The sequence below is a fragment of the Paenibacillus sedimenti genome, assembly GCF_014534655.1.
Classification (GTDB): domain Bacteria; phylum Bacillota; class Bacilli; order Paenibacillales; family NBRC-103111; genus Paenibacillus_E; species Paenibacillus_E sedimenti.
Genome location: NZ_JACVVD010000001.1, coordinates 903,654 through 927,569 on the forward strand (window position 1 = coordinate 903,654; position 23,916 = coordinate 927,569).

22 protein-coding genes and 1 other annotated feature are annotated in these 23,916 nt (G+C 48.1%); all 22 genes read left to right on the forward strand.

The window, feature by feature from the left end; genetic code table 11:
• Positions 1-8: 8 nt before the first annotated feature.
• Positions 9-1,940 carry a stage V sporulation protein D gene (locus ICC18_RS03395; RefSeq protein WP_188172954.1) on the forward strand — a complete coding sequence of 644 codons (1,932 nt, stop codon included), beginning with the start codon at positions 9-11 and terminating at the stop codon, positions 1,938-1,940.
• Between the two features lie 107 nt (positions 1,941-2,047).
• The gene (locus ICC18_RS03400; RefSeq protein WP_188172955.1) at positions 2,048-3,535 is read left to right on the forward strand and encodes a UDP-N-acetylmuramoyl-L-alanyl-D-glutamate--2,6-diaminopimelate ligase; all 1,488 of its coding nucleotides are present in this window, start codon (positions 2,048-2,050) and stop codon (positions 3,533-3,535) included.
• A complete protein-coding gene (locus ICC18_RS03405) occupies positions 3,532-4,929 on the forward strand; it encodes a UDP-N-acetylmuramoyl-tripeptide--D-alanyl-D-alanine ligase (protein ID WP_188172956.1) in 1,398 nt (465 codons plus the stop codon). The genes ICC18_RS03400 and ICC18_RS03405 overlap by 4 nt, the downstream gene beginning before the upstream one ends.
• Before the next feature lie 118 nt (positions 4,930-5,047).
• Positions 5,048-5,983, forward strand: a complete 936-nt coding sequence (gene mraY / locus ICC18_RS03410; protein ID WP_223192331.1) for a phospho-N-acetylmuramoyl-pentapeptide-transferase — start codon at positions 5,048-5,050, stop codon at positions 5,981-5,983.
• Between the two features lie 3 nt (positions 5,984-5,986).
• Complete coding sequence (gene murD, locus ICC18_RS03415; protein WP_188172958.1) at positions 5,987-7,381, forward strand: UDP-N-acetylmuramoyl-L-alanine--D-glutamate ligase; 1,395 nt, start codon at positions 5,987-5,989, stop codon at positions 7,379-7,381.
• 58 nt (positions 7,382-7,439) lie between these two features.
• Positions 7,440-8,537 (forward strand): stage V sporulation protein E, encoded by a 1,098-nt coding sequence (spoVE, locus tag ICC18_RS03420; RefSeq protein WP_188172959.1) that lies wholly within the window; start codon positions 7,440-7,442, stop codon positions 8,535-8,537.
• 6 nt (positions 8,538-8,543) lie between these two features.
• A complete protein-coding gene (murG, locus tag ICC18_RS03425) occupies positions 8,544-9,614 on the forward strand; it encodes an undecaprenyldiphospho-muramoylpentapeptide beta-N-acetylglucosaminyltransferase (RefSeq protein WP_188172960.1) in 1,071 nt (356 codons plus the stop codon).
• A gap of 209 nt (positions 9,615-9,823) precedes the next feature.
• On the forward strand, positions 9,824-10,729 hold the full coding sequence (murB, locus tag ICC18_RS03430) for a UDP-N-acetylmuramate dehydrogenase (RefSeq protein WP_188172961.1): 906 nt from the start codon (positions 9,824-9,826) through the stop codon (positions 10,727-10,729).
• 15 nt (positions 10,730-10,744) lie between these two features.
• Complete coding sequence (gene murA / locus ICC18_RS03435; RefSeq protein WP_188172962.1) at positions 10,745-12,013, forward strand: UDP-N-acetylglucosamine 1-carboxyvinyltransferase; 1,269 nt, start codon at positions 10,745-10,747, stop codon at positions 12,011-12,013.
• Between the two features lie 501 nt (positions 12,014-12,514).
• Positions 12,515-13,420 (forward strand): cell division protein FtsQ/DivIB, encoded by a 906-nt coding sequence (locus tag ICC18_RS03440; RefSeq protein WP_188172963.1) that lies wholly within the window; start codon positions 12,515-12,517, stop codon positions 13,418-13,420.
• 276 nt (positions 13,421-13,696) lie between these two features.
• Positions 13,697-14,944 (forward strand): cell division protein FtsA, encoded by a 1,248-nt coding sequence (gene ftsA / locus ICC18_RS03445; RefSeq protein ID WP_188172964.1) that lies wholly within the window; start codon positions 13,697-13,699, stop codon positions 14,942-14,944.
• 82 nt (positions 14,945-15,026) lie between these two features.
• Positions 15,027-16,145, forward strand: a complete 1,119-nt coding sequence (gene ftsZ / locus ICC18_RS03450; protein ID WP_188172965.1) for a cell division protein FtsZ — start codon at positions 15,027-15,029, stop codon at positions 16,143-16,145.
• Between the two features lie 255 nt (positions 16,146-16,400).
• A complete protein-coding gene (spoIIGA, locus tag ICC18_RS03455) occupies positions 16,401-17,321 on the forward strand; it encodes a sigma-E processing peptidase SpoIIGA (RefSeq protein WP_188172966.1) in 921 nt (306 codons plus the stop codon).
• A 163-nt stretch (positions 17,322-17,484) separates the two neighbouring features.
• Positions 17,485-18,207, forward strand: a complete 723-nt coding sequence (sigE, locus tag ICC18_RS03460; protein WP_188172967.1) for an RNA polymerase sporulation sigma factor SigE — start codon at positions 17,485-17,487, stop codon at positions 18,205-18,207.
• A gap of 193 nt (positions 18,208-18,400) precedes the next feature.
• The gene (sigG, locus tag ICC18_RS03465) at positions 18,401-19,183 is read left to right on the forward strand and encodes an RNA polymerase sporulation sigma factor SigG (RefSeq protein ID WP_134756195.1); all 783 of its coding nucleotides are present in this window, start codon (positions 18,401-18,403) and stop codon (positions 19,181-19,183) included.
• Positions 19,184-19,326: 143 nt separating this feature from the next.
• A complete protein-coding gene (locus ICC18_RS03470; RefSeq protein ID WP_188172968.1) occupies positions 19,327-19,626 on the forward strand; it encodes a YlmC/YmxH family sporulation protein in 300 nt (99 codons plus the stop codon).
• 114 nt (positions 19,627-19,740) lie between these two features.
• Entirely contained in the window at positions 19,741-20,586 is an 846-nt protein-coding gene (gene pgeF / locus ICC18_RS03475; protein WP_188172969.1) for a peptidoglycan editing factor PgeF, read from the forward strand.
• 46 nt (positions 20,587-20,632) lie between these two features.
• Complete coding sequence (locus ICC18_RS03480) at positions 20,633-21,319, forward strand: YggS family pyridoxal phosphate-dependent enzyme (RefSeq protein WP_188172970.1); 687 nt, start codon at positions 20,633-20,635, stop codon at positions 21,317-21,319.
• A 30-nt stretch (positions 21,320-21,349) separates the two neighbouring features.
• Entirely contained in the window at positions 21,350-21,772 is a 423-nt protein-coding gene (locus ICC18_RS03485; protein WP_188172971.1) for a cell division protein SepF, read from the forward strand.
• Positions 21,773-21,804: 32 nt separating this feature from the next.
• A complete protein-coding gene (locus tag ICC18_RS03490; protein WP_312029472.1) occupies positions 21,805-22,077 on the forward strand; it encodes a YggT family protein in 273 nt (90 codons plus the stop codon).
• A 2-nt stretch (positions 22,078-22,079) separates the two neighbouring features.
• Complete coding sequence (locus ICC18_RS03495; RefSeq protein ID WP_188172972.1) at positions 22,080-22,862, forward strand: YlmH family RNA-binding protein; 783 nt, start codon at positions 22,080-22,082, stop codon at positions 22,860-22,862.
• Positions 22,863-22,977: 115 nt separating this feature from the next.
• A complete protein-coding gene (locus ICC18_RS03500) occupies positions 22,978-23,457 on the forward strand; it encodes a DivIVA domain-containing protein (RefSeq protein ID WP_188172973.1) in 480 nt (159 codons plus the stop codon).
• Between the two features lie 118 nt (positions 23,458-23,575).
• Positions 23,576-23,823, forward strand: a binding site (T-box leader).
• The last annotated feature ends 93 nt before the right edge of the window (positions 23,824-23,916 follow it).

Below are 23,916 nucleotides of genomic sequence, written 5' to 3' on the forward strand. Positions count from 1 at the left end.
GAACGTTCATGCGTGCATCCAACGTTACCGTTCGTCGCAGATTATTTACTGCGCTTATTATTGGAACTATCATCTTTACTGCGCTCATCCTGCGTCTTGCTTATGTCCAATTGTGGATTGGCCAGGATTTGGCGGATAAAGCGGAAAATAGCTGGCGTCGAGATATACCATTTGCGCCCAAGCGGGGAGAGATTCAAGACCGCAACGGCGTAGCGCTCACTTATAACGTCAGCACGCCTTCTGTGATGGCCATTCCAGTTCAGCTTCAAGATGCCCGTGCAACGGCTGCAAAGCTAGCTGAAGTGCTGCAGGGAAACGAAGATGAGATTTTTAAGCAAATGACTAAAAAATCAAGAATCAACTATATCAAACCGACCGGACGTAAAATTACGGTAGAGAAGGCCCAGGAAATACGCAATCTAAAGCTCCCTGGAATCGTTGTTGCAGAGGATAATAAACGATTCTATCCGTTTGGAACGCTTGCTGCGCATGTGCTAGGCTTTACGAATGCTTATAACGAAGGCTTGACGGGCGTGGAAGCCAAATACAACAAGTTCTTAAACGGCGTGCCGGGCAGCATTTCCTACATGGCCGATGCGGCGGGCAGACAGTTGAAAGGCACAACAGATGAATATGTGCAGCCGAAGGACGGGTTGAACCTGCAACTTACCATCGACAGCCATTTGCAATCAGTGCTTGAGAGGAATTTGGATCAAAGCATGCTTGAGACTCAAGCCCAAAACGTGCTCGCGATTATGATGGACCCCAATAACGGGGAAATACTGGCAATGGGCAGCAGACCGACCTATGAGCCAGGTAATTATAATAACTATTCACAAGAAACATATAACCGCAATTTGCCTATATGGAAAACGTATGAACCAGGTTCTACATTTAAAATCATCACATTGGCATCTGCATTAGAGGAGAAAAAGGTAGATTTAAAGAATGAACAATTTTTTGATCCTGGTTACATTGAAGTGGGCGGAGCCAGGCTCCGATGCTGGAAACGGGGCGGACACGGCAGCGAGACAATGATGCAAGTCGTAGAAAATTCCTGCAACCCCGGCTTCGTCGTTATGGGGCAGCGGCTTGGTAAAGAGAAGCTCTTTGATTACATTACAAGATTCGGATTTGGGAAGAAGACGGGCATCGACCTTGGCGGAGAAGAGAACGGCATTATGTTCAAGCCTTCCCAGGTCGGGCCGGTTGAGCTAGCAACAACAGCATTCGGTCAAGGGGTATCCGTTACGCCAATTCAGCAAATTACGGCCGTTTCTGCTGCGATTAACGGCGGCAAGCTTTTTAAGCCTCACGTGGCGAAGTCGTTCACGAATCCGGAGTCCGGGGAGATCGTTGACGTTGTTGAACCGGAGCTCGTACGTAATGTGATTTCCGAGAATACGTCCAAACAAGTGCGTGAAGCACTGGAAAGTGTTGTGGCCAAAGGAACGGGACGCAATGCGTTCATTGATGGGTACCGCGTTGGAGGTAAAACGGGAACAGCGCAGAAAGTTATAAATGGACGTTACTCTCCCGATGAACACATTGTTTCTTTTATCGGGTTTGCTCCTGCTGATAATCCGAAAGTTGTCGTATACGCAGCTGTAGATGACCCGCAAGGCTTACAATTTGGAGGGCTTATCGCAGCTCCGCTCGTGAAGAATATTATGGCTGACGCTTTGCGGTATATGAAAGTGGAACCGAACAAACAGCAGCTGGACAAAGAATACCGTTATGGCGAAACACCGGTCGTCGAGGTGCCCAACTTGGTTGGAGCTTCGGTAGATGATATATTAGAAGATCTGAACATGAATTTTAGATTGGCGAAGTCCGGCAATGGTAAATATGTCATTAGCCAGGCGCCAAAAGCCGGAACGAGAGTAGATCAAGGTTCGACGATCCGGATCTTTTTATCCAACAGCGAACCGCCGCAATAAAAGATCAAAAAAAAGATTTGCCGATAAGACATGTTTTGCTTTTCCATATGCATAAAATTGTCCATAATAGATATGATCGTGAACGCTAAAGAGAGGGTAGGGTGCCCATGAATTTGAAAGAGCTTGCTTCTGCTCTGCTCATTACACATATACACGGTGAACCGGATACGAAAATTACAGGGATTGAGGCCGATTCCCGGAAGGTGAAGCCTGGAGATTTGTTTTTGTGCATTCCCGGATTGACTGTGGATGGTCATGATTTTGCCCCGAAAGCTGTTGATTTGGGGGCTTCTGCCCTTGTAGTCGAACGTGTGCTGGATTTGCCGGTGCCTCAGCTCCTCGTGAAAGATGCCAGATATGCGATGGCGGCGCTTTCCGCACACTTCTATGGTTATCCGAGTAAGCAAATGAAGATCATCGGCATTACAGGCACAAATGGTAAAACGACTTCTACTTATTTAATTGAGAAAATTTTGCGCGACCAAGGATTCACAACCGGACTCATGGGCACGATTCAAATGAAAATCGGCGATACGTACACGGAGATGGAGCGCACAACGCAAGAAGCGCTTGATCTGCAGCGAAGCTTCAGGAAAATGAACGAAGTGGGTACCGACTACTGCATTATGGAGGTATCCAGTCATGCGCTGGAACTGGGCCGTGTAAAAGGGATTCACTTTCGTTCGGGCATTTTTACGAATTTGTCGCAGGATCATTTGGATTATCATAAGACGATGGACGCTTATCAAGCGGCAAAAGGTCTTCTTTTCTCTAGACTGGGTAATGGATTCTCACAGAATCCCCAGGAGCGACAGTATGCCATATTGAACGCAGACGACCCTGCGACTGATGTATTTGGCAAGATGACCGCAGCGCAGGTCATTACCTACGGGATAGATAACGAATGCGACGTAAGGGCTAAGGATATTCGAATTACCGCTCAAGGTACGGAATTTAACCTCGTTTCCTTTGCGGGGGAAGCTCAATTCCGCATGAAATTAGTTGGTAAGTTTAATGTGTATAATACGCTTGGGGCAATTGCCTCAACTTTGGCGGAAGGTGTTGCACTGGAACAGATTCGGAATAGTTTAGAAAGTGTAGCTGTCGTTGATGGGCGTATGGAGGTTGTTAACGAGGGTCAGGATTTTCTGGTCTTGGTTGATTATGCCCATACGCCTGATGGTCTGGAGAACGCACTATCGACGATTCGTGATTTTGCTGAGGGCAAGGTTTACACGGTATTTGGCTGTGGGGGGGACCGGGACCGGAAGAAGCGTCCTCTCATGGGAAAAGTAACTGCGAAATATAGCGATTATCTGTTTGTTACTTCCGACAATCCGCGTACCGAGCAGCCTGATGCTATTTTGCAAGATATTGTTCCAGGCATAGAAGAAGCCGGCTTTCCGCATGAGCGGTTCGAGTTGATTGCGGATCGCAAGCTTGCGATTCAAAAGGCTATTGAAGAGGCAGGCCCGGGCGATGTAGTATTGATAGCGGGAAAAGGCCACGAAACGTATCAGGATATCATGGGGGTTAAGCATGATTTTGATGATCGTTTGGTGGCTAAGACTGCGATAAGGGGAAGAAAAAGATGATTAATCGTACACTGGGGCAAATGATAGACATGCTGGGCGGCGAGGCTGATCTCGTGGCTGCGTCCTCTTCAGCTGCTGACATTCAAATAACGGGCGTTTCAACCGATACGCGCACGATACGGCCAGGGAGCCTGTTCGTGCCACTAATCGGCGAACATTATGATGGACACGCATATGCCGCAGAAGCGTATGATAAAGGCGCAGCTGCCGCCTTATGGCAGGATGACCGTCCGAACCCGCCCGAAGGCATGCCGATCATTCGAGTGAAGGATACACTCACAGCGCTGCAGCAGTTGGCCAAAGCTTATCGCAAGCAGCTGTCTGTGCGAATCGTCGGCATCACCGGCAGCAACGGCAAGACGACAACGAAGGATCTGGTTGCTGCTGTGCTAGGCAGCACATATGAAGTTCATAAAACAAAGGGAAACCTGAATAATCATATCGGATTACCCCTGACGCTTTTACAGCTGGAAGAGACGACACAATACGCAGTCGTTGAAATGGGGATGAGCGGACGCGGCGAGATCGAGCTCTTATCCGGGCTGGCAGAGCCGGACGCGGCGATCATCACGATGATCGGTGAAGCGCACATGCTCCAGCTTGGCTCACGCGAGGAGATCGCTCGAGCCAAGGCGGAGATCTTGAACGGCATGCCGAGCGGCGGGCTGTTCGTCTATAACGGCGACGAGCCGCTGATCGAGCAGGCGCTCACGGAGCGAAGCCTGCCGGACGGGCTGCGTCGCATACGCTTCGGCAGCGGCAAAAGCAATGATCTGTACCCGACCGTCATTCGAATGGATGCGGAAGGGGCTTACTTCGACATCAATGCTCCGGACTATCCGGAATTGTATATTCCTTTGCTTGGCACGCATAACGTCATCAATGCGCTCTCGGCCATCGCCATCGGCGAAGCCTTCGGCGTATCGCCGCAGAACATTGCAGCGGGGCTGCGCTCGCTGCAGATGACGAGCATGCGCATCGAAAAGCTGACGGCAGCCTCCGGGCTGACCGTGCTTAACGATGCGTACAACGCCAGCCCGGCCTCGATGCGGGCTGCCATAGCTTTGACCGAGCAGCTGCGCGGCTTCGGTCGCAAGTTCGTCGTGCTCGGCGACATGCTGGAGCTCGGCGAGCACGAAGAGCAGTTCCATCGCGACATCGGCGCGATGCTCTCGCCTGAACGTGTCGACTACGTCTTCACGTTCGGCCGCCTCGGCAGCTTCATTGCCGATGAAGCGGCAAAGTCGTTCCAGCAGGCGTATGTGCGCGCCTACGATGACAAAGAGCAGCTTGCCGCCGAGCTCCGAGAGCTGGCACAAGCTGAAGATCTCGTACTCGTAAAGGGCTCGCGCGGCATGCGGCTGGAGCAGGTCGTGCAGGCCTTGCTCGGCTAGTTGCTGGATTCTGAGACCAGCTTTAAGACGGTCTAACTCATAATCATGAATAGCAAATCGTTTTCTACCCGGAAAACGAGCAGGAGGAACCACAGTGGAAAACGCAGTATTATTAACGATGGGCGTGGCTTTTGTGCTGGCTCTCATTATGGGGCCGCTCTTCATCCCGATTTTGCGGCGGATGAAATTCGGTCAGCAAATCCGTACCGACGGTCCGCAAGGGCATTTGAAGAAGCAGGGGACGCCCACGATGGGCGGGACGATCATTTTGTTGGCGCTGGCGCTTGCGACGCTTCGTTTTGCCGATAAAACTACAGATCTCCTAATCTTGTTGATAGCATCACTCGGATACGGACTGGTAGGCTTTCTGGACGATTATATTAAAATCATCTTTAAACGTTCATTAGGTCTGACAGCCAAGCAAAAGCTGTTCGGTCAGCTTCTGATTTCCGCTGTCGTCTGTTTCCTGCTCATTAAGGAAGGGCACAGCACGGACTTATACATCCCATTTGTCGAATTACATTTTAATCCAGGCTGGTTGTATTTCCCGCTCATGGCGATACTTATGCTTGGCGCTTCGAACGCGGTGAATTTCACAGACGGCTTAGATGGCCTGCTTGCAGGAACAAGCGCGATCGCTTTTGGTGCATATACCGTGATTGCGATGAACAATACACAGCCGGAAGCGGCGATCTTCTCAGCGGCCATGGTCGGGGCCGTGCTCGGTTTTCTCGTATTTAATGCCCATCCGGCCAAAGTATTTATGGGCGACACAGGCTCGCTCGGCATCGGGGGCGGACTTGTAGCCGTTGCAATACTGACCAAAGCAGAGCTGCTGCTTGCGATTGTAGGCGGCGTGTTTTTGGTGGAGATTCTATCGGTTGTCATCCAGGTCGTATCATTTAAGACAAGGGGCAAACGCGTATTTAAAATGAGCCCGATCCATCACCATTTCGAATTGGTTGGCTGGTCGGAGTGGCGTGTCGTCATCACGTTCTGGGCCACAGGTCTTGTGCTTGCCGTGCTCGGATTATACATGAATGAGGTGTTATAGAGAATGAATCATCCGCGTGAATATCGTGGACTTGAAGTGGTTATCTTGGGCTTGGCTCGCAGCGGAGTCGCTGCGGCAAAGCTTTTTCATCAAAAAGGCGCCATAGTCACGGTCAATGACAAAAAAGAGCGACATGCATGCCCTGAAGCCGACGAACTCGAGGCTCTGGGTATTTCTGTTGTTTGCGGCTATCATCCGGAGTCTATCGTGCATGCAGGTGTAGCGCTTGTAGTGAAAAATCCCGGTATCCCTTACACAGTGGAACCGATTCGCAAAGCACTAGAGCTGGGCATCGAGGTCGTTACGGAAGTCGAGGTTGCTTATCAATTCTGTCAAGCGCCGATTATCGGGATTACAGGTTCGAATGGAAAAACAACGACCACAACTTTGATTGGTAAAATGCTTGAGGCAGGCGGCTTGCAACCGGTTGTAGCGGGCAATATAGGCCGTGCTTTGACCGAAGCTGCTCCTGAAGTGACGGAGGATCATTGGATGGTCGTTGAACTGAGCAGCTTTCAGCTGAAAGGAACGACTTCATTCCGTCCGCGTATCGCGTGCTTGCTGAATCTATATGAAACCCATCTGGACTATCACGGCACGATGGATGATTATATTGCCTCCAAGGCGAAATTATTCGCGAATCAAACGGAAGCAGATACCGCCATTTTGAACTGGGACGATACGGTGTGCCGGTCGATCATGCCAAGTGTGCGCGCCAAAGTGCTGCCTTTTTCCATGAATGAGGCTTTACAGCATGGCGTTTATTTGGACAGAACGACGGACACGCTTGTTTATGCGGATGGGCAAGGCAGCGTTCATGTTATTCTCCCTGCGAAGCAAATGGGCATACCAGGCAGTTTCAACATTGAAAATGCGCTTGCTGCCGCTGCTGCAGCCATTACAACCGGTGTAAAGCTCGAAACGATCGCGAGCGTTCTTAGAAGCTTTCAAGGCGTTGAGCACCGTCTGGAGTTTGTCAGAGAGCTTGATGGCGTTACGTTCTATAACAATTCAAAAGCGACGAATCCGGCTGCTTCGATCAAGTCGATTGAAGCGTTCGAGCAAAGCATTGTGCTCATTGCCGGCGGTTTGGATCGCGGCTCAGACTATATGGAACTGCTGCCTACATTCCGTGAGCGGATCAAAGGGGTTGTCACCCTGGGACAAACGAAGGAAAAAATCAATCGCATTGCTGCGATGGCAGGGATTAGCCTTGTTGAAACCGTCGATACTGCTAAGGATGCAGCGGACGCGGTATCTCAAGCTGTTGAACTAGCCTATCGCATGAGCGAGCCTGGAGATATCGTTCTCCTATCGCCGGCTTGCGCGAGTTGGGATATGTTCCCTTCCTATGAAGACAGGGGACGCATGTTCAAAGAGTCCGTGCATACACTCTAAGTAGGGCCTATCCACTTTTGCGGATAAGCCCACAACACACGGCTAAGAGGTGTCTGTTATGGGTAAAACGCGGTCCGCTCCGGACATTTGGATCATTATTCCTACTCTGTTGCTTTTGACAATCGGCGTTATTATGGTGTATAGTGCCAGTGCGGTTCTTGCTTTTCATGATTTTGGCGATTCGTTATATTACTTGAAACGTCAGCTGCTTTTTGCGGTTTTAGGCGTTATCGCTATGTTTTTTACAATGAATGTGGATTATCTGGTGTGGAAAAAGTATGCGCGCATCGCGCTCCTCGTCTGTTTCGGAATGCTCGTAATCGTATTGATTCCGGGCATTGGGGTCGTGCGTGGCGGTGCGAGAAGCTGGCTCGGGATCGGAGCATTCGGTATTCAACCTTCCGAGTTTATGAAGATCGGCATGATTCTTTTTCTATCCAAAATGTTGTCCGAGCAGCAAGCGAAGATTACGCTGTTTACAAAGGGGCTTATGCCGCCTCTCGGCATTATGGGCTTGGCTTTCGGACTGATTATGCTGCAGCCGGACCTTGGTACGGGCGTTGTTCTCGTAGGGGCCTCGCTGCTCATTATTTATACTTCCGGTGCAAGGTTGCTGCACCTCTCGTATCTAGGTATGATTGGGATTGCGGGATTCGTAGGGCTTGTCATTGCTGCCCCTTACCGGTTGCAGCGGATTACCGCCTTCTTGGATCCGTGGCAGGACCCGCTTGGAGCGGGCTATCAGTCCATTCAGTCGCTATATGCAATTGGACCCGGAGGGTTGGTTGGACTGGGGCTGGGCATGAGCCGGCAAAAGTACAGCTACTTGCCGGAGCCGCAAACCGACTTTATTTTCTCCATTATCGCCGAGGAACTTGGATTCATTGGCGGCACGCTCGTGCTTTTGTTATTCACCATACTGGTCTGGAGAGGCATGAGGGCGGCCATTACGGCACCAGACACGTTTGCCAGCCTTATTGCTGTCGGCATTATCGGAATGATTGCTGTGCAGGTTATCATCAACATAGGCGTAGTTATCGGGATGTTTCCGGTAACGGGCATTACATTGCCGCTCATTAGTGCAGGAGGATCGTCACTGACGCTTATGCTCACATCGATCGGCATCCTGCTCAATATATCCCGTTATTCGAGGTGACAGAGCATGAAAACTATCGTGTTTACCGGAGGCGGATCCGCCGGACACGTTACGCCTAATATAGCACTGATGAGCAAGCTCCGTCAGTTAGGCTGGGAAATCCGCTATATCGGCTCGGCTACGGGCATAGAGAAAGACATTATCGAACGCGAGGGCGTTCCTTTTTATCCGATTTCCTCCGGAAAATTACGCAGATATTTTGACCTGAAAAATTTCAAAGATCCATTCAAAGTCATCAAAGGCGTTTACGAGTCTTATAGATTGCTGCGTCGTTTGAAGCCCGCCATCGTTTTTTCGAAAGGCGGGTTCGTTTCCGTCCCGGTCGTTCTCGGCAGCCGGCTGAATAAGATTCCGGTTATTATTCATGAGTCCGATATGACGCCGGGGCTTGCCAATAAAATCTCGATTCCATTTGCGACCAAAGTATGTGTGACGTTCCCGGAATCGATGCAGCATGTACAGGATCAAAAAGCGATTCTAACCGGATTGCCGATCCGCGAGGGTATTTTGAACGGAAAGGTGACAAAGGGATACCAACTCTGCGATTTTCACTCTCAAAAACCTGTGATATTGATCATGGGAGGCAGTCTTGGTTCTCAAGCCATCAATCATGCCGTCAGGGACAATCTGGACCGGTTGCTTGATCAGTTCCAAATCGTGCATATTTGCGGAAAAGGCAATATCTCTCAAGAACTCTCCGGTAAAAGAGGATACAAACAATTCGAATTCATTTCTGACGAACTGCCTGATATGATGGCGATGTCGGATTTGGTCATTTCCCGGGCGGGGGCTACTTCCATCTACGAATTTCTCATTTTGGAAAAGCCGATGCTGCTCATACCTCTATCGCTGCAAGCGAGCAGGGGGGACCAGATATTAAATGCAAAATCGTTCCAAAAGGCCGGCTATGCCGATGTACTCCCTGAGGAAGAGCTGACCTCGGAGTCCCTTGCTGAGCGAGTTGAAGCCATGTACGCGAATCGTGAGGCTTATAAAACAGCGATGGCAACCCGGAGTGAAACGAATGCAGTGGATTCGATCGTCAAATTGATCGAAACGCATAGCTTATCGACCTGATTTCGCGAAAGCGGATGGGCAATTGTCACACTCTTTCCGATTTTACATAAACTACACTATAACCGTGACAGACACCTAAGGTTTTATACGATGCCAAATACCGGAAACCGGCCGATTTCGGCACGGCTCGTATAGATGGAATGACAGAGCTGCTTGCTTGGCTTAACGCCCGTGCATTCCACCCGAAGTTCTGTGAAGGAGGTTTTCCCATGCAGCAGTTAATATCCGACTTACACGCAGCACATATCGGCGACATCCGAACGAATGAGCGACTGGCTCCTTATACGACTTGGAAAATCGGCGGTCCTGCCGATGTGCTGGTCATTCCGAACAGCAAAGATCAAGTCGTGGCCGTCATTAAAATGCTTCATGAACGAGGCGTTCCCTGGACGATTATCGGTCGAGGATCGAACCTGCTCGTGAGTGATAAAGGAATAAGAGGCGTCGTTATAAAGCTTGGTAACGCTCTAGAAACGCTTCGCTTCGATGGCGCTACCGTGTACGCAGGCGGTTCCTATTCGTTCATTAAATTGTCCGTATTGGCAGCCAAAGAAGGATTAACCGGACTCGAGTTTGCTTCTGGAATTCCCGGTTCTGTGGGGGGCGCCGTCTACATGAATGCAGGGGCTCACGGGTCCGATGTGTCACGCATACTCAAGCAGGCTGAAGTCATCCTGGACACAGGGGAATTGGTCACTATGCAGGCGGAGGATTTGCAATATGCGTACCGGCATTCGATCTTGCATACGCTGCCCGGCATTGTAACGGAAGCTGTCTTTGAATTGCAGGTTGGAGACCGCAAAGAAATCGCCGGAGCCATGGCTGCTTACCGCGATCGGCGTCTCCGCACACAGCCGCTTCAATTAGCTTGCGCGGGCAGTGTATTTCGCAACCCCGTAGGCGGATTTGCAGCGAAGCTTATCGAAGAAGCCGGCCTGAAAGGCAAACGTGTCGGTGGAGCGGAAATCTCTCCGCTGCACGCCAATTTCATTGTCAACACCGGGAATGCTACAGCCGTGGACGTTCTCACTCTAATCCAAGAGGTGCAGCAAATCGTGCTGGATCAGTACGGGGTTGCACTCGTGCCTGAGGTTTTGGTGATGGGTGAGAGGTAAATCGGAGGTGGAATTTTGGAGAAGCTCGTTATCGAAGGTGGAAGACCTCTCTCGGGAGCCATCCAGATACACGGCGCGAAAAACGCCGCATTACCAATCTTAGCAGCCTGCATCTTGGCTAGCGGCACACACACCTTAAACAACGTTCCTAATCTGCTCGATATCGACACAATGCTGCGGATACTTCGCGCACTCGGATGCCGGGCAGAACAGCAAGGGGACAGTGTATCCGTCATAACATCCACAGCTCATTCCTCTCATATCCCTGAAGAATTGATGGGGCAGATGCGTTCATCCATCTTTCTTATGGGACCGCTACTAGCCAGATTCGGCAGTGTGACCGTGTACCAACCGGGCGGCTGCGCCATCGGCGAACGTAAAATCGATCTTCACCTAAAAGGACTACAGGCTCTTGGAGCCCACATTGAAGAATCCGCCAACAAAATTGTATGCACCGCCGAATCGCTTCAGGGATGCGAGATCGTTCTCGACTTTCCAAGCGTAGGAGCAACGGAAAATATTATGATGGCTGCTGTGAAAGCAGAAGGCATTACAACGATTTACAACGCAGCCCGCGAGCCTGAAATCCAGGATCTGCAGCATTTCCTGAATGCGATGGGCGCCGATATTATCGGGGCAGGCACGGATACGATCACGATTCGTGGAGTCAAAACGCTGTCTCCTTGTACGTATCGCATTATACCGGACCGCATTGTTGCGGGAACCTTTCTCGTAGCTGCAGCAGCAACAAGAGGAAATGTTACTTTGGAACAGGTGAACCCTGCCCACCTTACCTCAGTGATCCACGTCCTCAAGCGTGCGGGTGTTCAAATCGCAGCGAGCGGTGATATAATACAGGTGAACAGCCCGACAAGGCCGAAGGCAGTCGAACGCATCATAACCTCGCCGCATCCGGCGTTTCCCACGGATCTTCAATCACAGGTCATGGTCCTGCTCTCCCTGGCGGATGGGCTTAGTGTGATGAAAGAAACGATATTCGAAGGTAGATTCAAGCACGTAGATGAACTGTCCCGTATGGGCGCAGACATCCGTGTTGATATGAGTTCAGCCTTTATACGCGGCGTTCCCAGACTATACGGAGCGACCGTAGAGGCGACTGATTTACGAGCCGGAGCCGCACTCGTTATCGCCGGTTTGGCTGCGCACGGCACGACGATCGTTGAGCAGATTCATCATATTGATAGAGGCTATGATAGAATCGAGCATATGCTTTCAAGATTGGGGGCCTCTGTACATCGCCAATCGCCCGTTCCAAGCGAGTAAACGTACTTTTGACTTCCGCGGATCCCTTCCTGCTTACAGGAGGGGATGCACGGTTTTCGTTCGTTTATTTAGTGCTTGTAAATAATAGTTCTTTCGATAGATTCAATTGCTGACAACAAACTGTAAAATGTACAGTTAAATAAGCCAATAATCGAAGTATATCCACAATTGTATGCAAAATGATCAGCTAAATGATGCATTTTAGCCAAATTTAACGTGTATGAGTTAATTTACCTGCGTTTTTTGCAGGTAAATGCTACATTGAACTCGAAATATTTAATCTACATGTAGGAAATGCATGTATTCAGCACATGTTATTTTGATCGATGCAAATTTATTCATGCAAAGCGCTACCCGCTTTGCAATCATTCACAAACTCAGCTAATGCTTACGAAGTCAATTTTTCTCCCGAAAAATTAGCTTATGCTTACGAAGCAAGTTTGTTCATTCAAAGCGCTACTCGCTTTGCAATCATTCACAAACTCTTAGGTGGTGCCCATCTTGTCCGAAGACCGCAAAGTACCCGCCCTGCCGAATCCCAAGCCGCGTGCGCGTACCAATCGGAAGCTGCTAGGTTTTTTATTTGTTTTTTTTATCACGGTGCTGGTCATTCTCTTTTTCCAGTCATCGCTCAGTCGCATTAGCGCTATCCAAATTGAAGGCAACGAACTGCTCGCTTCAGATGCAATCGGACAAGCTGCACAGATTGTGGCAGGAGATCGTTTTTTTGCGGTAAGCTCACAAGCAATCGAAAAGCGCGTAGCAACTTTACCGATTGTCAAGTCGGCGAATGTAACGAAGCATTTTCCAGGCATCATTCATATCGCTGTACAAGAGTATCCTAAAGTCGCCTTTCAGATGGGTGCAGATGGCACGAAAGAGGCTGTATTGTCAGATGGAGCGGTTGTGAAGCTGTCATCAGGGAGTTTCCCGCTGGATATGCCGATTTTATCCGGCTGGTCCGACAATGATCCTTATAAAGCTGCGTTGTGCAAGGTGTTAGGGGAGATTCCGGCGAGTAGTCTGGCTGACATTTCAGAGATTAAACCGGACCCTTCGGATTCCTATCCGGATAAAATCAAACTCTACACAAGGTCACAATTCGAAGTTTATACGACGATTGCCTATTTACCGGATAAAATTGAAAACTTGCCGGCTTATATAGCAAGCTTGCAAGAAGATCATATTACCAATGGGATCATCAAAATGCTCGAAGTGGACAATCATGCGCCTTTTGAACCTATCGATGAACATAAGAGCGAAACAAACAGTCTAACCAATCAGAAGTCTTCAAGCAGTCCAAGTCCGTCACCCAGTCCGAATAAGGAAAATGGTAAGGCGGGTAACAAGCAAACGGCTAAACCAACCCCCAAACCAACGCCTAAGGAAACAGCGCCTCCTTCCTGATAAAAAAACGTTTGATGGGCTACTCAATCGCTTGAAATAATGTTAAAATTAGTTTTATGGTTAAATATGAGTCTACTAAAAATGGTTGCTCTATTGGAATTTATTGCTAGAATAGGAATGCGGTTTTTATCGCGGTAACGAGCTTCTCAACATGAACTTTACAAGGTTGCAAAAAAAATGTAGAAAAAAGAGGGAATATGGCAGTTGTGTTGAATAAGTACAGAAGAATCTGTGATCAACTCACTTTTTTACCAAGTTACAGGAGGTGCCAGGGGCTTGAGCAACAATGACATCATTGTTAGTTTGGACATCGGTACATCCAAGGTTCGTGCTATTATTGGGGAAGTCGTTAACGGAACCATTAATATAATAGGTGTAGGATCTGCCGAGTCAGAGGGTATTCGCAAAGGCGCCATTGTCGACATTGATCAAACTGTGAATTCCATTCGCAGTGCTGTGGATCATGCCGAACGTATGGTTGGCGTACAAATTTCCGAGGTTTATGTTGGGATTACCGGCAATCATATCGCGCTTCAATCCAGTCACGGTGTCGTTGCGGTTTCCAATGAGGATCGAGAAATCGGAGAAGAGGATATTGATCGGGTCATTCAGGCAGCTAGAGTTATCGCACTACCTCCCGAGCGTGAAATCATTGGAGTTGTACCCAAGCAATATTTAGTTGATGGACAAGAAGGCATTAACGACCCTCGGGGGATGATCGGAGTTCGCTTGGAAGTGGAAGCGACCATCATTACCGGGGCCAAGACAGCGATACATAATTTAATCCGGGTTGTGGAAAAATCCGAACTGAAGGTTGCAGGACTTATTCTAATGTCTTTAGCATCCGGACAACTGGCTTTATCCAAGGATGAGAAGTATATCGGCACGGTACTGGTAGATGTCGGAGCCGGTGCCACGACCATTGCTGTATTCGAGCAAGGCAACCTGGTGGCAACCTCTACAATTCCAATCGGCGGCGAATATATCAGTAATGATATCGCGATTGGTTTACGGACACAGCTCGAGATTGCGGAAAAAATCAAGTTGAAATACGGGTGTGCTTCGATTGATGATTCGGCACCGGATCAAGTGTTCAAAGTAACAAGAATCGGCAGCAACGTTGAAAAAGAATTCTCTCAGGTTGACCTCGCGAATATCATCGAACCTCGCGTTCAAGAAATCTTCCAGTTGATTCGTGCGGAAGTGCATCGTCTTGGCTATGGCGATTTGACCGGTGGTTATGTACTTACCGGCGGAACCGTATGTATGCCGGGTATGCTTCCTGTTGCACAAGCTGAACTCGCAACGTCTGTTCGCATTGCCGTTCCTGATTTTATCGGCGTGCGGGACCCTTCCTACACTAGCGGTGTTGGCATTATTCAATTCGTATCCAAATACATGAAAAATCGCAACTCCGGCTTCACGAAGAAAAACGTAGTCAAGACGACAAGTAAGAAATCCTCCGACAGCAGTAAGCCCGGCTTTATGGAACGGGTGAAAAACTTCTTTAGTGAATTCATATAAACCGATTTCATCCGATCCGGTTTATAACGTAATGATGTAAAAATAGTGGCAAGTGAATTACAGTTAGGGGGATATGGCTCGCATGTTTGAATTTGATCTGGATATGGACCAATTGGCTCAAATAAAAGTCATCGGTGTAGGCGGCGGCGGCAGTAACGCGGTGAACCGTATGATCGAGAACGGTGTAAAAGGCGTTGAGTTTATTACGGTAAATACGGATGCACAAGCTTTACACCTTGCAAAATCGGAGCACAAGCTGCAAATTGGGGACAAGCTGACACGCGGTCTGGGTGCCGGGGCGAATCCTGATGTAGGAAAGAAAGCTGCAGAAGAGTCGAGAGAGCTTATTCTCAACACGCTTCGCGGCGCTGACATGGTTTTTGTTACTGCAGGTATGGGAGGCGGCACAGGTACTGGTGCTGCTCCGGTTATTGCAGAGATCGCCAAAGAAGTCGGGGCGCTGACGGTTGGCGTCGTTACCCGTCCATTCACGTTTGAAGGACGTAAGCGTTCATTGCAAGCAGAGCAAGGTATCGCGGCTTTGAAAGAAAAAGTCGACACATTGATCATTATTCCGAATGATCGTCTCTTAGAAATCGTCGATAAGAAAACGCCGATGCTGGAAGCGTTCCGTGAAGCGGATAACGTCCTCCGTCAAGGCGTTCAAGGGATTTCCGACTTGATTGCGGTTCCAGGCTTGATTAACTTGGACTTTGCAGACGTTAAGACGATCATGACTGAACGCGGTTCGGCCCTCATGGGAATCGGTGTTGCTACAGGAGAGAATCGCGCTGCGGAAGCGGCTAAGAAGGCGATCTCGAGCCCGCTCCTTGAGACATCGATTGAAGGAGCTCGTGGTGTACTGATGAACATCACAGGCGGTATGAATTTGAGCTTGTACGAAGTCAATGAAGCGGCAGACATTGTTGCTTCTGCATCTGATATTGAGGTTAATATGATTTTCGGTGCGGTTATTGATGATAGACTGAAAGATGAGATTCTTGTTACTGTCATTGCAACCGGCTTCGAACATAAGGCGGCACCAACGCAGCAACAGGTGAAACGTCCCGTATCGAGTCAGCAAGAAACAGGTTCTGACAATCGTTTGAACAACTTACGACCTTTCGGCAGCCAACCTTCGAATGACCAACTAGACATTCCGACGTTCCTGCGCAACCGTGGTCGGAATAACGACAAATAAATACACTTTGTTTATGAAGAGACCGAAGCCCTACACACGTAGAGGCTTCGGTTTTTTGCTTCTCACCAGGCTTCACATATTTTTCAAGTGCCGCGTCAACTGACAAAAAAAGTTGCAAATAACTAGCAAGTTTAGACAGACTTTGAAATATGATTATTTTATACTGGTCTAGAACCTTAGAGTTTTCGCCAGAAAACTAGCTTTATTCCGCTCTGGTATTTTTATTGGCATCGGTTTTTGGGAGGTGAGGAATTTGTGGTTGTTTATGCAGATCTCATTTTCCTGTTGAACTTCCTGATGGATGCAGTCATGCTGATCGTGACGGCAAAAACGCGGAAACTATCGTTCAAATGGTGGAGAATTGCCGGTTCGGCTTTTTTAGGCGCAACTTATGTGGTCATGATGTTTTTACCCGTTCCTTCTTTTTTATTTACATTTTCTGTGAAATGTATATTTTGTATTGGGATGATTATGACAGCTTTTCGTTTCGGCAGCCTACAAAATTTTTTGCGAAACCTGGGTGCGTTTCTTCTCGTTAACTTTGCTGTTGCCGGAGGTATGTTCGGCATTCATTATGTTTGGTCGTCGTCATCGGAGGTTATGAAGGGCATCGTCTTCACGCAATCAGGAGCACCTGTGTTCCAATTGCAGGTTGGACTTATTTTTGTACTTGTTCTGCTTTTTCCGCTTATTTGGTGGTTTCGAACGGTATTCTTGAGCACTAAACAGCGAGAAGAGCTAACGACCTTTTTGGCAGAAGTGACGATTCACGTGGAAGAATTCAAGGCTACTTGTAAAGGGCTTATCGATACTGGTAACCAACTCTATGATCCTCTCACGAGAACACCTGTCATGGTCATGGAAGTGTCGGAATGGGGTGACGTACTACCCGGGGAATGGTTGCAAAGAATTCGTTCTGCGGATGTGGACCAGATTATTAGCGGGTTAGGTACAGAAGAGTTTGTTTGGCAGGATCGCTTGCGTCTCGTGCCTTACCGGGGTGTAAATCGAAATACGCAGTTCATGCTCGCGATCAAACCGGATAAGGTGGTGATAACCCATAACAACAAGCAAATCGAAATATCTAAAGTACTTGTCGGACTCGATGGCGGGAAGCTTTGCAGCGACGGCACTTATCAAGCGATCATCCATCCCGCACTCGTTGCAGCCGGATAATGCTTGTATGACAGATCCTCATGGTTTACAGACAATGCTAACGATGCAAGCTTTTCTAACGAAAAGCTCAGCTTATGCTTACGACGCAAGCTTTCCAACGGAAAGCTCGGCGAATGCTTACGATGCAAGTTTTCCTACGGAAAACTCTTAGGAGGAAACTAACATGCTCTTGAAGTGGAAACTGCTGTTGCAACTTACTTATTATCGCATATTAATGTTCTTAGGGCTCAAAGGCGAAGAAATCTATTACATAGGTGGCAGTGAGGCGCTTCCGCCGCCATTAACAAGGGAAGAAGAAGAATATTTATTGGAAAAATTACCGTCCGGTGATGCGGCGATTCGCGCAATGCTGATCGAACGCAACCTGCGATTGGTTGTGTATATAGCCAGAAAATTTGAGAATACCGGCATCAATATCGAGGATTTGGTTTCCATAGGTGCGATTGGATTAATAAAAGCAGTGAATACATTTGATCCTGAAAAGAAAATCAAGCTCGCAACCTACGCTTCGCGTTGTATTGAAAATGAAATACTCATGTATTTGCGCCGTAACAGCAAGATTCGCACCGAGGTCTCCTTCGATGAGCCGCTCAATATTGATTGGGATGGCAACGAACTCCTTCTGTCAGACGTTCTCGGGACGGAAAATGACACAATCTACCGCAACATCGAGGAGCAGGTAGATCGGAAGCTGCTGCATAAAGCGCTCGACAAGTTGACTGAGCGTGAACGCATTATTATGGAACTGCGCTTCGGATTGCAGGATGGCGAAGAGAAGACACAAAAGGATGTAGCGGATTTGCTCGGTATTTCTCAGTCGTACATATCCAGATTAGAAAAGCGCATTATCAAAAGGCTCCGTAAGGAGTTTAATAAAATGGTGTGAGAAGAGAGGGAGACCTCTCTTTTTCGATGCAAAAAATTTTTTTCCGGTGCCAATGACGAAATTGTTCAGCAGTCACGGGAGGGAGCAGGTCAGCCCCTTTTTGTCAAGTAGGGACAGACCGGTTATGGCACGAATAAATCAATCACTCACGGGGATAATTAACAGTAATGTTTCTCCTTGGGAGGTAATCACGGTGACCCGAAATAAAGTCGAGATATGTGGTGTTGATACCGCCAAACTGCCTGTTCTGACCAATGCTGAGATGCGCGAGCTATTCGCTGAGCTGCAGACTAAACAGGAGCGAGCTGCAAGAGAGAAATTAGTGAACGGGAACCTCAGGCTGGTTCTCAGCGTGATTCAGCGGTTCAATAACCGGGGAGAATACGTGGACGATCTCTTCCAGGTTGGCTGCATTGGCTTAATGAAAGCCATTGATAACTTTGATTTAAGCCAAAATGTCAAATTTTCCACTTATGCAGTACCGATGATTATCGGTGAGATTCGCCGCTACTTACGCGATAATAACCCGATTCGGGTGTCTCGTTCCTTAAGGGATATTGCTTACAAAGCGCTGCAGGTCAGAGATAGTTTGACGAACCAAAATTCGCGCGAACCGACCATTTATGAGATATCGGAGGCGCTGAATGTTCCCAAAGAAGATGTCGTCTTCGCACTGGATGCGATCCAAGATCCGGTTTCGTTATTCGAGCCGATCTATCATGATGGCGGTGATCCGATCTATGTGATGGATCAGATCAGTGATGAGCGCAACAAGGATATGTCCTGGATCGAGGGTATTGCGCTGCGTGAGGCGATGCGAAAGCTGAATGCGAGGGAGAAGATGATTCTATCCATGCGTTTCTTTGAAGGCAAGACTCAGATGGAAGTTGCCGACGAAATCGGCATTTCCCAAGCGCAAGTGTCCAGGCTGGAGAAATCGGCCATATCCCAAATGCAGAAACATGTGAAAACCTAAAGCATTTACATAAAGACTGGATCGGCTGCAGGCGAGCCGTGAAGGTCTTTTTTTGGTTTGGCAGGACATTTTACCCACGTCCTACATATACTAGTACAAAGCAGGTCAAAATCCTTTGAAGATTCGTGGTGGTGAATAGCTTCATGAAAATATCCGATTTCCAGACAAAGGATGTCATTAATATCGTGGATGGCAAGAAGCTTGGCCAGATCAGCGATCTGGAGCTGGATTTGCGCCAAGGCCGTATTGAATCGATTGTGGTTCCTAACCAAAGCCGGTTTTTCGGATTGTTTGGCTCTGGAACAGATGTCATTATTCCGTGGAAACATATTGTAAAAATAGGTGCGGATGTCGTGCTCGTCAAACTTGAAGATGCAAGGCCTTACCGTCAAACCGAAGAAAATGAGCAGGTGTATGAATACAACCGGCAATTCCGAAATTAATTCGGGGCACACGTGCTAAAGCCAGCTGCGGTCAGCAAGCTGAGCGACTATCGTGTGTCTTTCCATTTTATGATAAAGTAATGGTGTAGATTGATATTCAAGGGAGAGACATGCGTGGAGCCGTTCGTGGAACAAAAGAAGGATGATCAGCCAGTCCTTTTTACAATAGAAAGATGGATGAATCAGTATCCTGGAATGACAGCTGGCTTTACCTCACGCCACGGCGGCGTGAGCGGGCCGCCCTATACGTCTTTGAATTGCGGGCTGCACGTAAATGATATTCCAGAACATGTGGTTAAGAACCGGATGCTGCTGGCTGAAGCTATCGGTCAGCCATTCGAATCATTCACTTATGCGGAACAAGTGCATGGGAATGATGTCATCGTCGTGAGTAAACAAGAGAAAGGCTTGGGCAGGCTGACGCGTGAAGAGGCTATCCAAGCTAAAGACGGTTTCATTACGAATGAGAAAGGCATAATTCTATGCGCCCAATTTGCTGATTGTGTGCCACTCTATTTTTATGACCCTGTAAAGCAGGTTGTTGGACTTGCGCATGCCGGTTGGAAGGGTACTGTACTAAAAATTTCCATGGCTACAATATCCTCAATGACACATACTTTTGGTAGCCGGCCGGAACACATTCGTGCAGCCATCGGTCCGTCGATCGGCGCTTGCTGTTATGAGGTAGATGATACGGTTGCTGCCCGTGTGCGAGAGGTTCTTTCAGACATTGGCGCTCCTGCCAATCTCACTCAGCAAATCATTCAGTCAAAAGAGAACGGGAAGTATTTGCTGAATTTACAAGTATTAAACCGAATTTTAATCGAGCAAGCAGGAATTTTGTCGTTACATATCGAAGTAACTCAGTTATGTACGAGCTGTAGCACTAACAGATTCTTTTCACATCGGAAAGAAGGCGGAACTACAGGTAGAATGGTTGCTTGGATTGGAATCACTTGAAGTACCCCATTTCCCGGCAATGTGTTGAATAGAGGTGCCTATCAAATTGAGTTTACGTGAACGAATACATGATGTTCATACCCGAATCGCAGCTGCATGCCAGCGGTCCGGGCGTCCGGAAGAAGAAGTTAAAGTAATCGCTGTTACGAAATATGTCTCGCTGGAAACAACGAGTTCCGTCTTGGACGAGGGTCTTCTCCACATCGGTGAGAACCGCTGGCAGGATGTGAAGCCCAAATGGGAAGCACTTCATGAACGGGGAACCTGGCATTTCATCGGGCATCTGCAAACGAACAAAGTGAAGGATGTTATTGGCAAGTTCGCCTACATCCATTCTCTTGACCGCATGTCGCTCGCCAAAGAACTGGACAAGCAGGCTGCAGCTCTAGGCATTCAAGTGAAATGCCTGCTGCAAGTCAACGTATCCGGTGAGGAATCCAAATACGGGTTGGCACCGGGAAATCTCCTCGAATTTGCCTTGGAAGTTAGCAAAATGAAAAACATACATATTGCAGGTATGATGACCATGGCTCCCTATGAAATGGAGGCTGAGGCGACCAGACCTGTATTCCGAGGCCTTAGAGAGCTTCGAGACCGCCTGAATGAACAGAAAATCTTCCCCTACGAGATCACCGAGCTATCGATGGGGATGTCCGGGGATTTTGAAGTGGCCATTGAAGAAGGGGCTACGTGGGTACGATTAGGAACCATCCTAGTAGGTAAAGAGCTTTAGTGTAATCGATATGACAAGGAGGGAAATGCAGTGGGTGTCATGAACAAATTTATGAATTTTCTTGGTCTTCAGGAAGAAGAAGAGATTGTAGAGCGTGAACGAATTGTTGAAGCCACTGAAGAACCTGAAACCAATCCTTATGACTTACGTAGTAAAAATAAAGCAAACGTCGTCAGCATTCATTCGCAGAAAAATGCTCGCGTTGTGCTGAGTGAACCCCGTACTTACGAAGAAACACAGGATATCGCCGATCATCTTCGCTCCCGAAGAGCGGTCGTGGTGAACCTGCAGCGAGTGCGTGGCGACCAAGCCGTCCGCATAGTGGATTTCTTAAGCGGAACGGTATATGCTTTAAATGGGTCTATCTCCAAGCTGGGACCGAATATCTTTCTATGCACGCCGGATTCGGTTGATATTCATGGTCACATCTCCGAAATGATGGGCGAGGAATAGGCGCATATCCTGACATAAAGGTGGATTTATACGTGGCATACGTTGAGTATTATCTTGGCATTTTGATGGAAATTTATTATTTCATGATTATCGGGTATTTGATCCTCTCATGGTTTCCCAACGCGCGTGATAGCTTCATCGGCGAGCTTCTCGGGAAGGTGGTTGAACCGTATTTACGTCCATTCCGTAAAATTATTCCGACCATTGGATTTATTGATCTCTCGCCAATCGTAGCCCTCATTGCACTTCGCTTTGTTGTATTGGGGATTCTGGCTGTGATTAAGTTTGTAGTTGGAGTGTTTTAGCCTTGCAAAAAGAAATTTATGGTCATTTTCATCCGGATGAATACCATTTTGTCGATAAAGCATTGGAATGGGTCGAACGAGCCGCTTCGCAGCATGCTGTGAAGCGGACTGACTTTTTGGATCCGAGACAGGCCTTTATCTTGACTACGCTGGTGAACCGTAATCCGGATGTACATTGCCGCATAGATGGCGGCTATCCGGCTGCTGAACGCAAGAGGGCGATTATTGCACCGGATTACCGCGCTTTAGACAATGAGGATATGGGCATCGCCGTATTGTCGGTTTCTTCGGGTGACGGGAAGTTCTTGACCTTAGAACATGGAGATTACATGGGCGCCATTCTTGGTCTCGGCATGAAGCGGGACAAGGTTGGCGATATTCATGTTATAGAGGGTGGCTGTCACTGTCTCGTAGCTAAGGATGCTGCCGATTATTTGCATTTGAATTTATCGCAAGTACACAGGGTACATGTTCAAACTGAGCTGCTCCCGTTGGATAAGCTGGAGCTTGCGAATGTGCAGTTGGACGAGCTTAACTTATCTGTGGCTTCCATGCGAATGGATGGTATTGTAAGCGATGTATTCCGGCTAAGTCGGACCAAAGTGCTGATTCCGATTCAAGCCGGGCGCTGCCGCGTTAATTGGAAACTGGAAGAAGACCCGAGCAAGCCGCTCAAAGAAGGCGATATAGTGTCATTGCAAGGATTCGGACGTTTCAAGGTGATTGAGGTGGAAGGTGTTACCAAAAAAGGGCGAATACGTGTGAAGATCGGCAAATACGCATGATGGTGGAGAATTTATTCACGAACAATGCAGGAATTTATTGGTTTCTGTCGAACTGATCATGTAAAGGATTGCTTACGAAGTAAGTTTTCTACGAAAACTCTAAGGAGGGGCACGAATGCCATTAACACCGCTTGACATACATAACAAGGAATTTTCCCGCTCTTTCCGCGGTTATGACGAGGATCAAGTGAATGAATTTTTGGATCAGGTTATCAAAGATTACGAAGCGCTGATTCGAGAAAATAAAGACCTGCAGAATCAAACGGTAACCCTGCAAGAACGGTTGGATCATTTTTCGAATATCGAGGAGTCGCTCAGCAAAACGATAATCGTTGCTCAAGAGGCCGCGGATGAAGTGAGAAACAACGCCAAGAAAGAAGCGCAGCTTATCTTGAAAGAAGCGGAGAAGAACGCAGACCGCATCATTAACGAATCGTTAGCACGCTCCCGCAAAGTGGCGCTTGAGATTGAAGAGTTGAAGAAACAGGCGTCCATTTATCGTACGCGTTTCCGGACTTTGCTGGAAGCACAGCTTGAGCTGTTGAACACAGAAGGCTGGCAGAGCATGCAGATGGACCACCAACAAGCAGAGTAAGTACAGCGCCTCTAGGCGACATTTAGGAAATAGCTTCTAATGATCTCTTCACTATTGGGGGTTCGTCTATATTGACTCTGCCTGATGAATTCGTTATACTCCTGTTAAATGTATTGAATGCAAAGCGATGACTGGAACGAGTAGGACGTTACCGCAGTGTCAGCGAATTAGGGTTTTGGTGTGAGCCTAATCTCTGCAGCGTGCCGAATATCCCCCAGGAGCGTCTCTTGAATCAAGTAGAGAGAATCGGGTCATGCCGTTATCCATGATCGAGTGAAAGAGCTTATGAGAACTGCATGCCTGAAGGCTTGCATTTTAGGCTTTTTAACGAGGGTGGTACCGCGAGATGAGCTTCTCGTCCCTTTTGGGATGAGAGGTTTTTTTGTTTTATAGGTTGTTAAAAAAGTCCACTTTGATAACGAAGCTATTCAGGAATGCTGCTCGACATCGAATCTTGAA

Excerpts from the sequence above, each read along its gene's own strand:
- ICC18_RS03395 (WP_188172954.1), top strand. The coding sequence starts at position 9 with ATGCGTGCATCCAACGTTACCGTTCGTCGCAGATTATTTACTGCGCTT.
- ICC18_RS03400 (WP_188172955.1), top strand. The coding sequence starts at position 2,048 with ATGAATTTGAAAGAGCTTGCTTCTGCTCTGCTCATTACACATATACAC.
- ICC18_RS03405 (WP_188172956.1), top strand. The coding sequence starts at position 3,532 with ATGATTAATCGTACACTGGGGCAAATGATAGACATGCTGGGCGGCGAG.
- mraY (WP_223192331.1), top strand. The coding sequence starts at position 5,048 with ATGGGCGTGGCTTTTGTGCTGGCTCTCATTATGGGGCCGCTCTTCATC.
- murD (WP_188172958.1), top strand. The coding sequence starts at position 5,987 with ATGAATCATCCGCGTGAATATCGTGGACTTGAAGTGGTTATCTTGGGC.
- spoVE (WP_188172959.1), top strand. The coding sequence starts at position 7,440 with ATGGGTAAAACGCGGTCCGCTCCGGACATTTGGATCATTATTCCTACT.
- murG (WP_188172960.1), top strand. The coding sequence starts at position 8,544 with ATGAAAACTATCGTGTTTACCGGAGGCGGATCCGCCGGACACGTTACG.
- murB (WP_188172961.1), top strand. The coding sequence starts at position 9,824 with ATGCAGCAGTTAATATCCGACTTACACGCAGCACATATCGGCGACATC.
- ftsZ (WP_188172965.1), top strand. The coding sequence starts at position 15,027 with ATGTTTGAATTTGATCTGGATATGGACCAATTGGCTCAAATAAAAGTC.
- sigE (WP_188172967.1), top strand. The coding sequence starts at position 17,485 with ATGCTCTTGAAGTGGAAACTGCTGTTGCAACTTACTTATTATCGCATA.
- ICC18_RS03470 (WP_188172968.1), top strand. The coding sequence starts at position 19,327 with ATGAAAATATCCGATTTCCAGACAAAGGATGTCATTAATATCGTGGAT.
- ICC18_RS03500 (WP_188172973.1), top strand. The coding sequence starts at position 22,978 with ATGCCATTAACACCGCTTGACATACATAACAAGGAATTTTCCCGCTCT.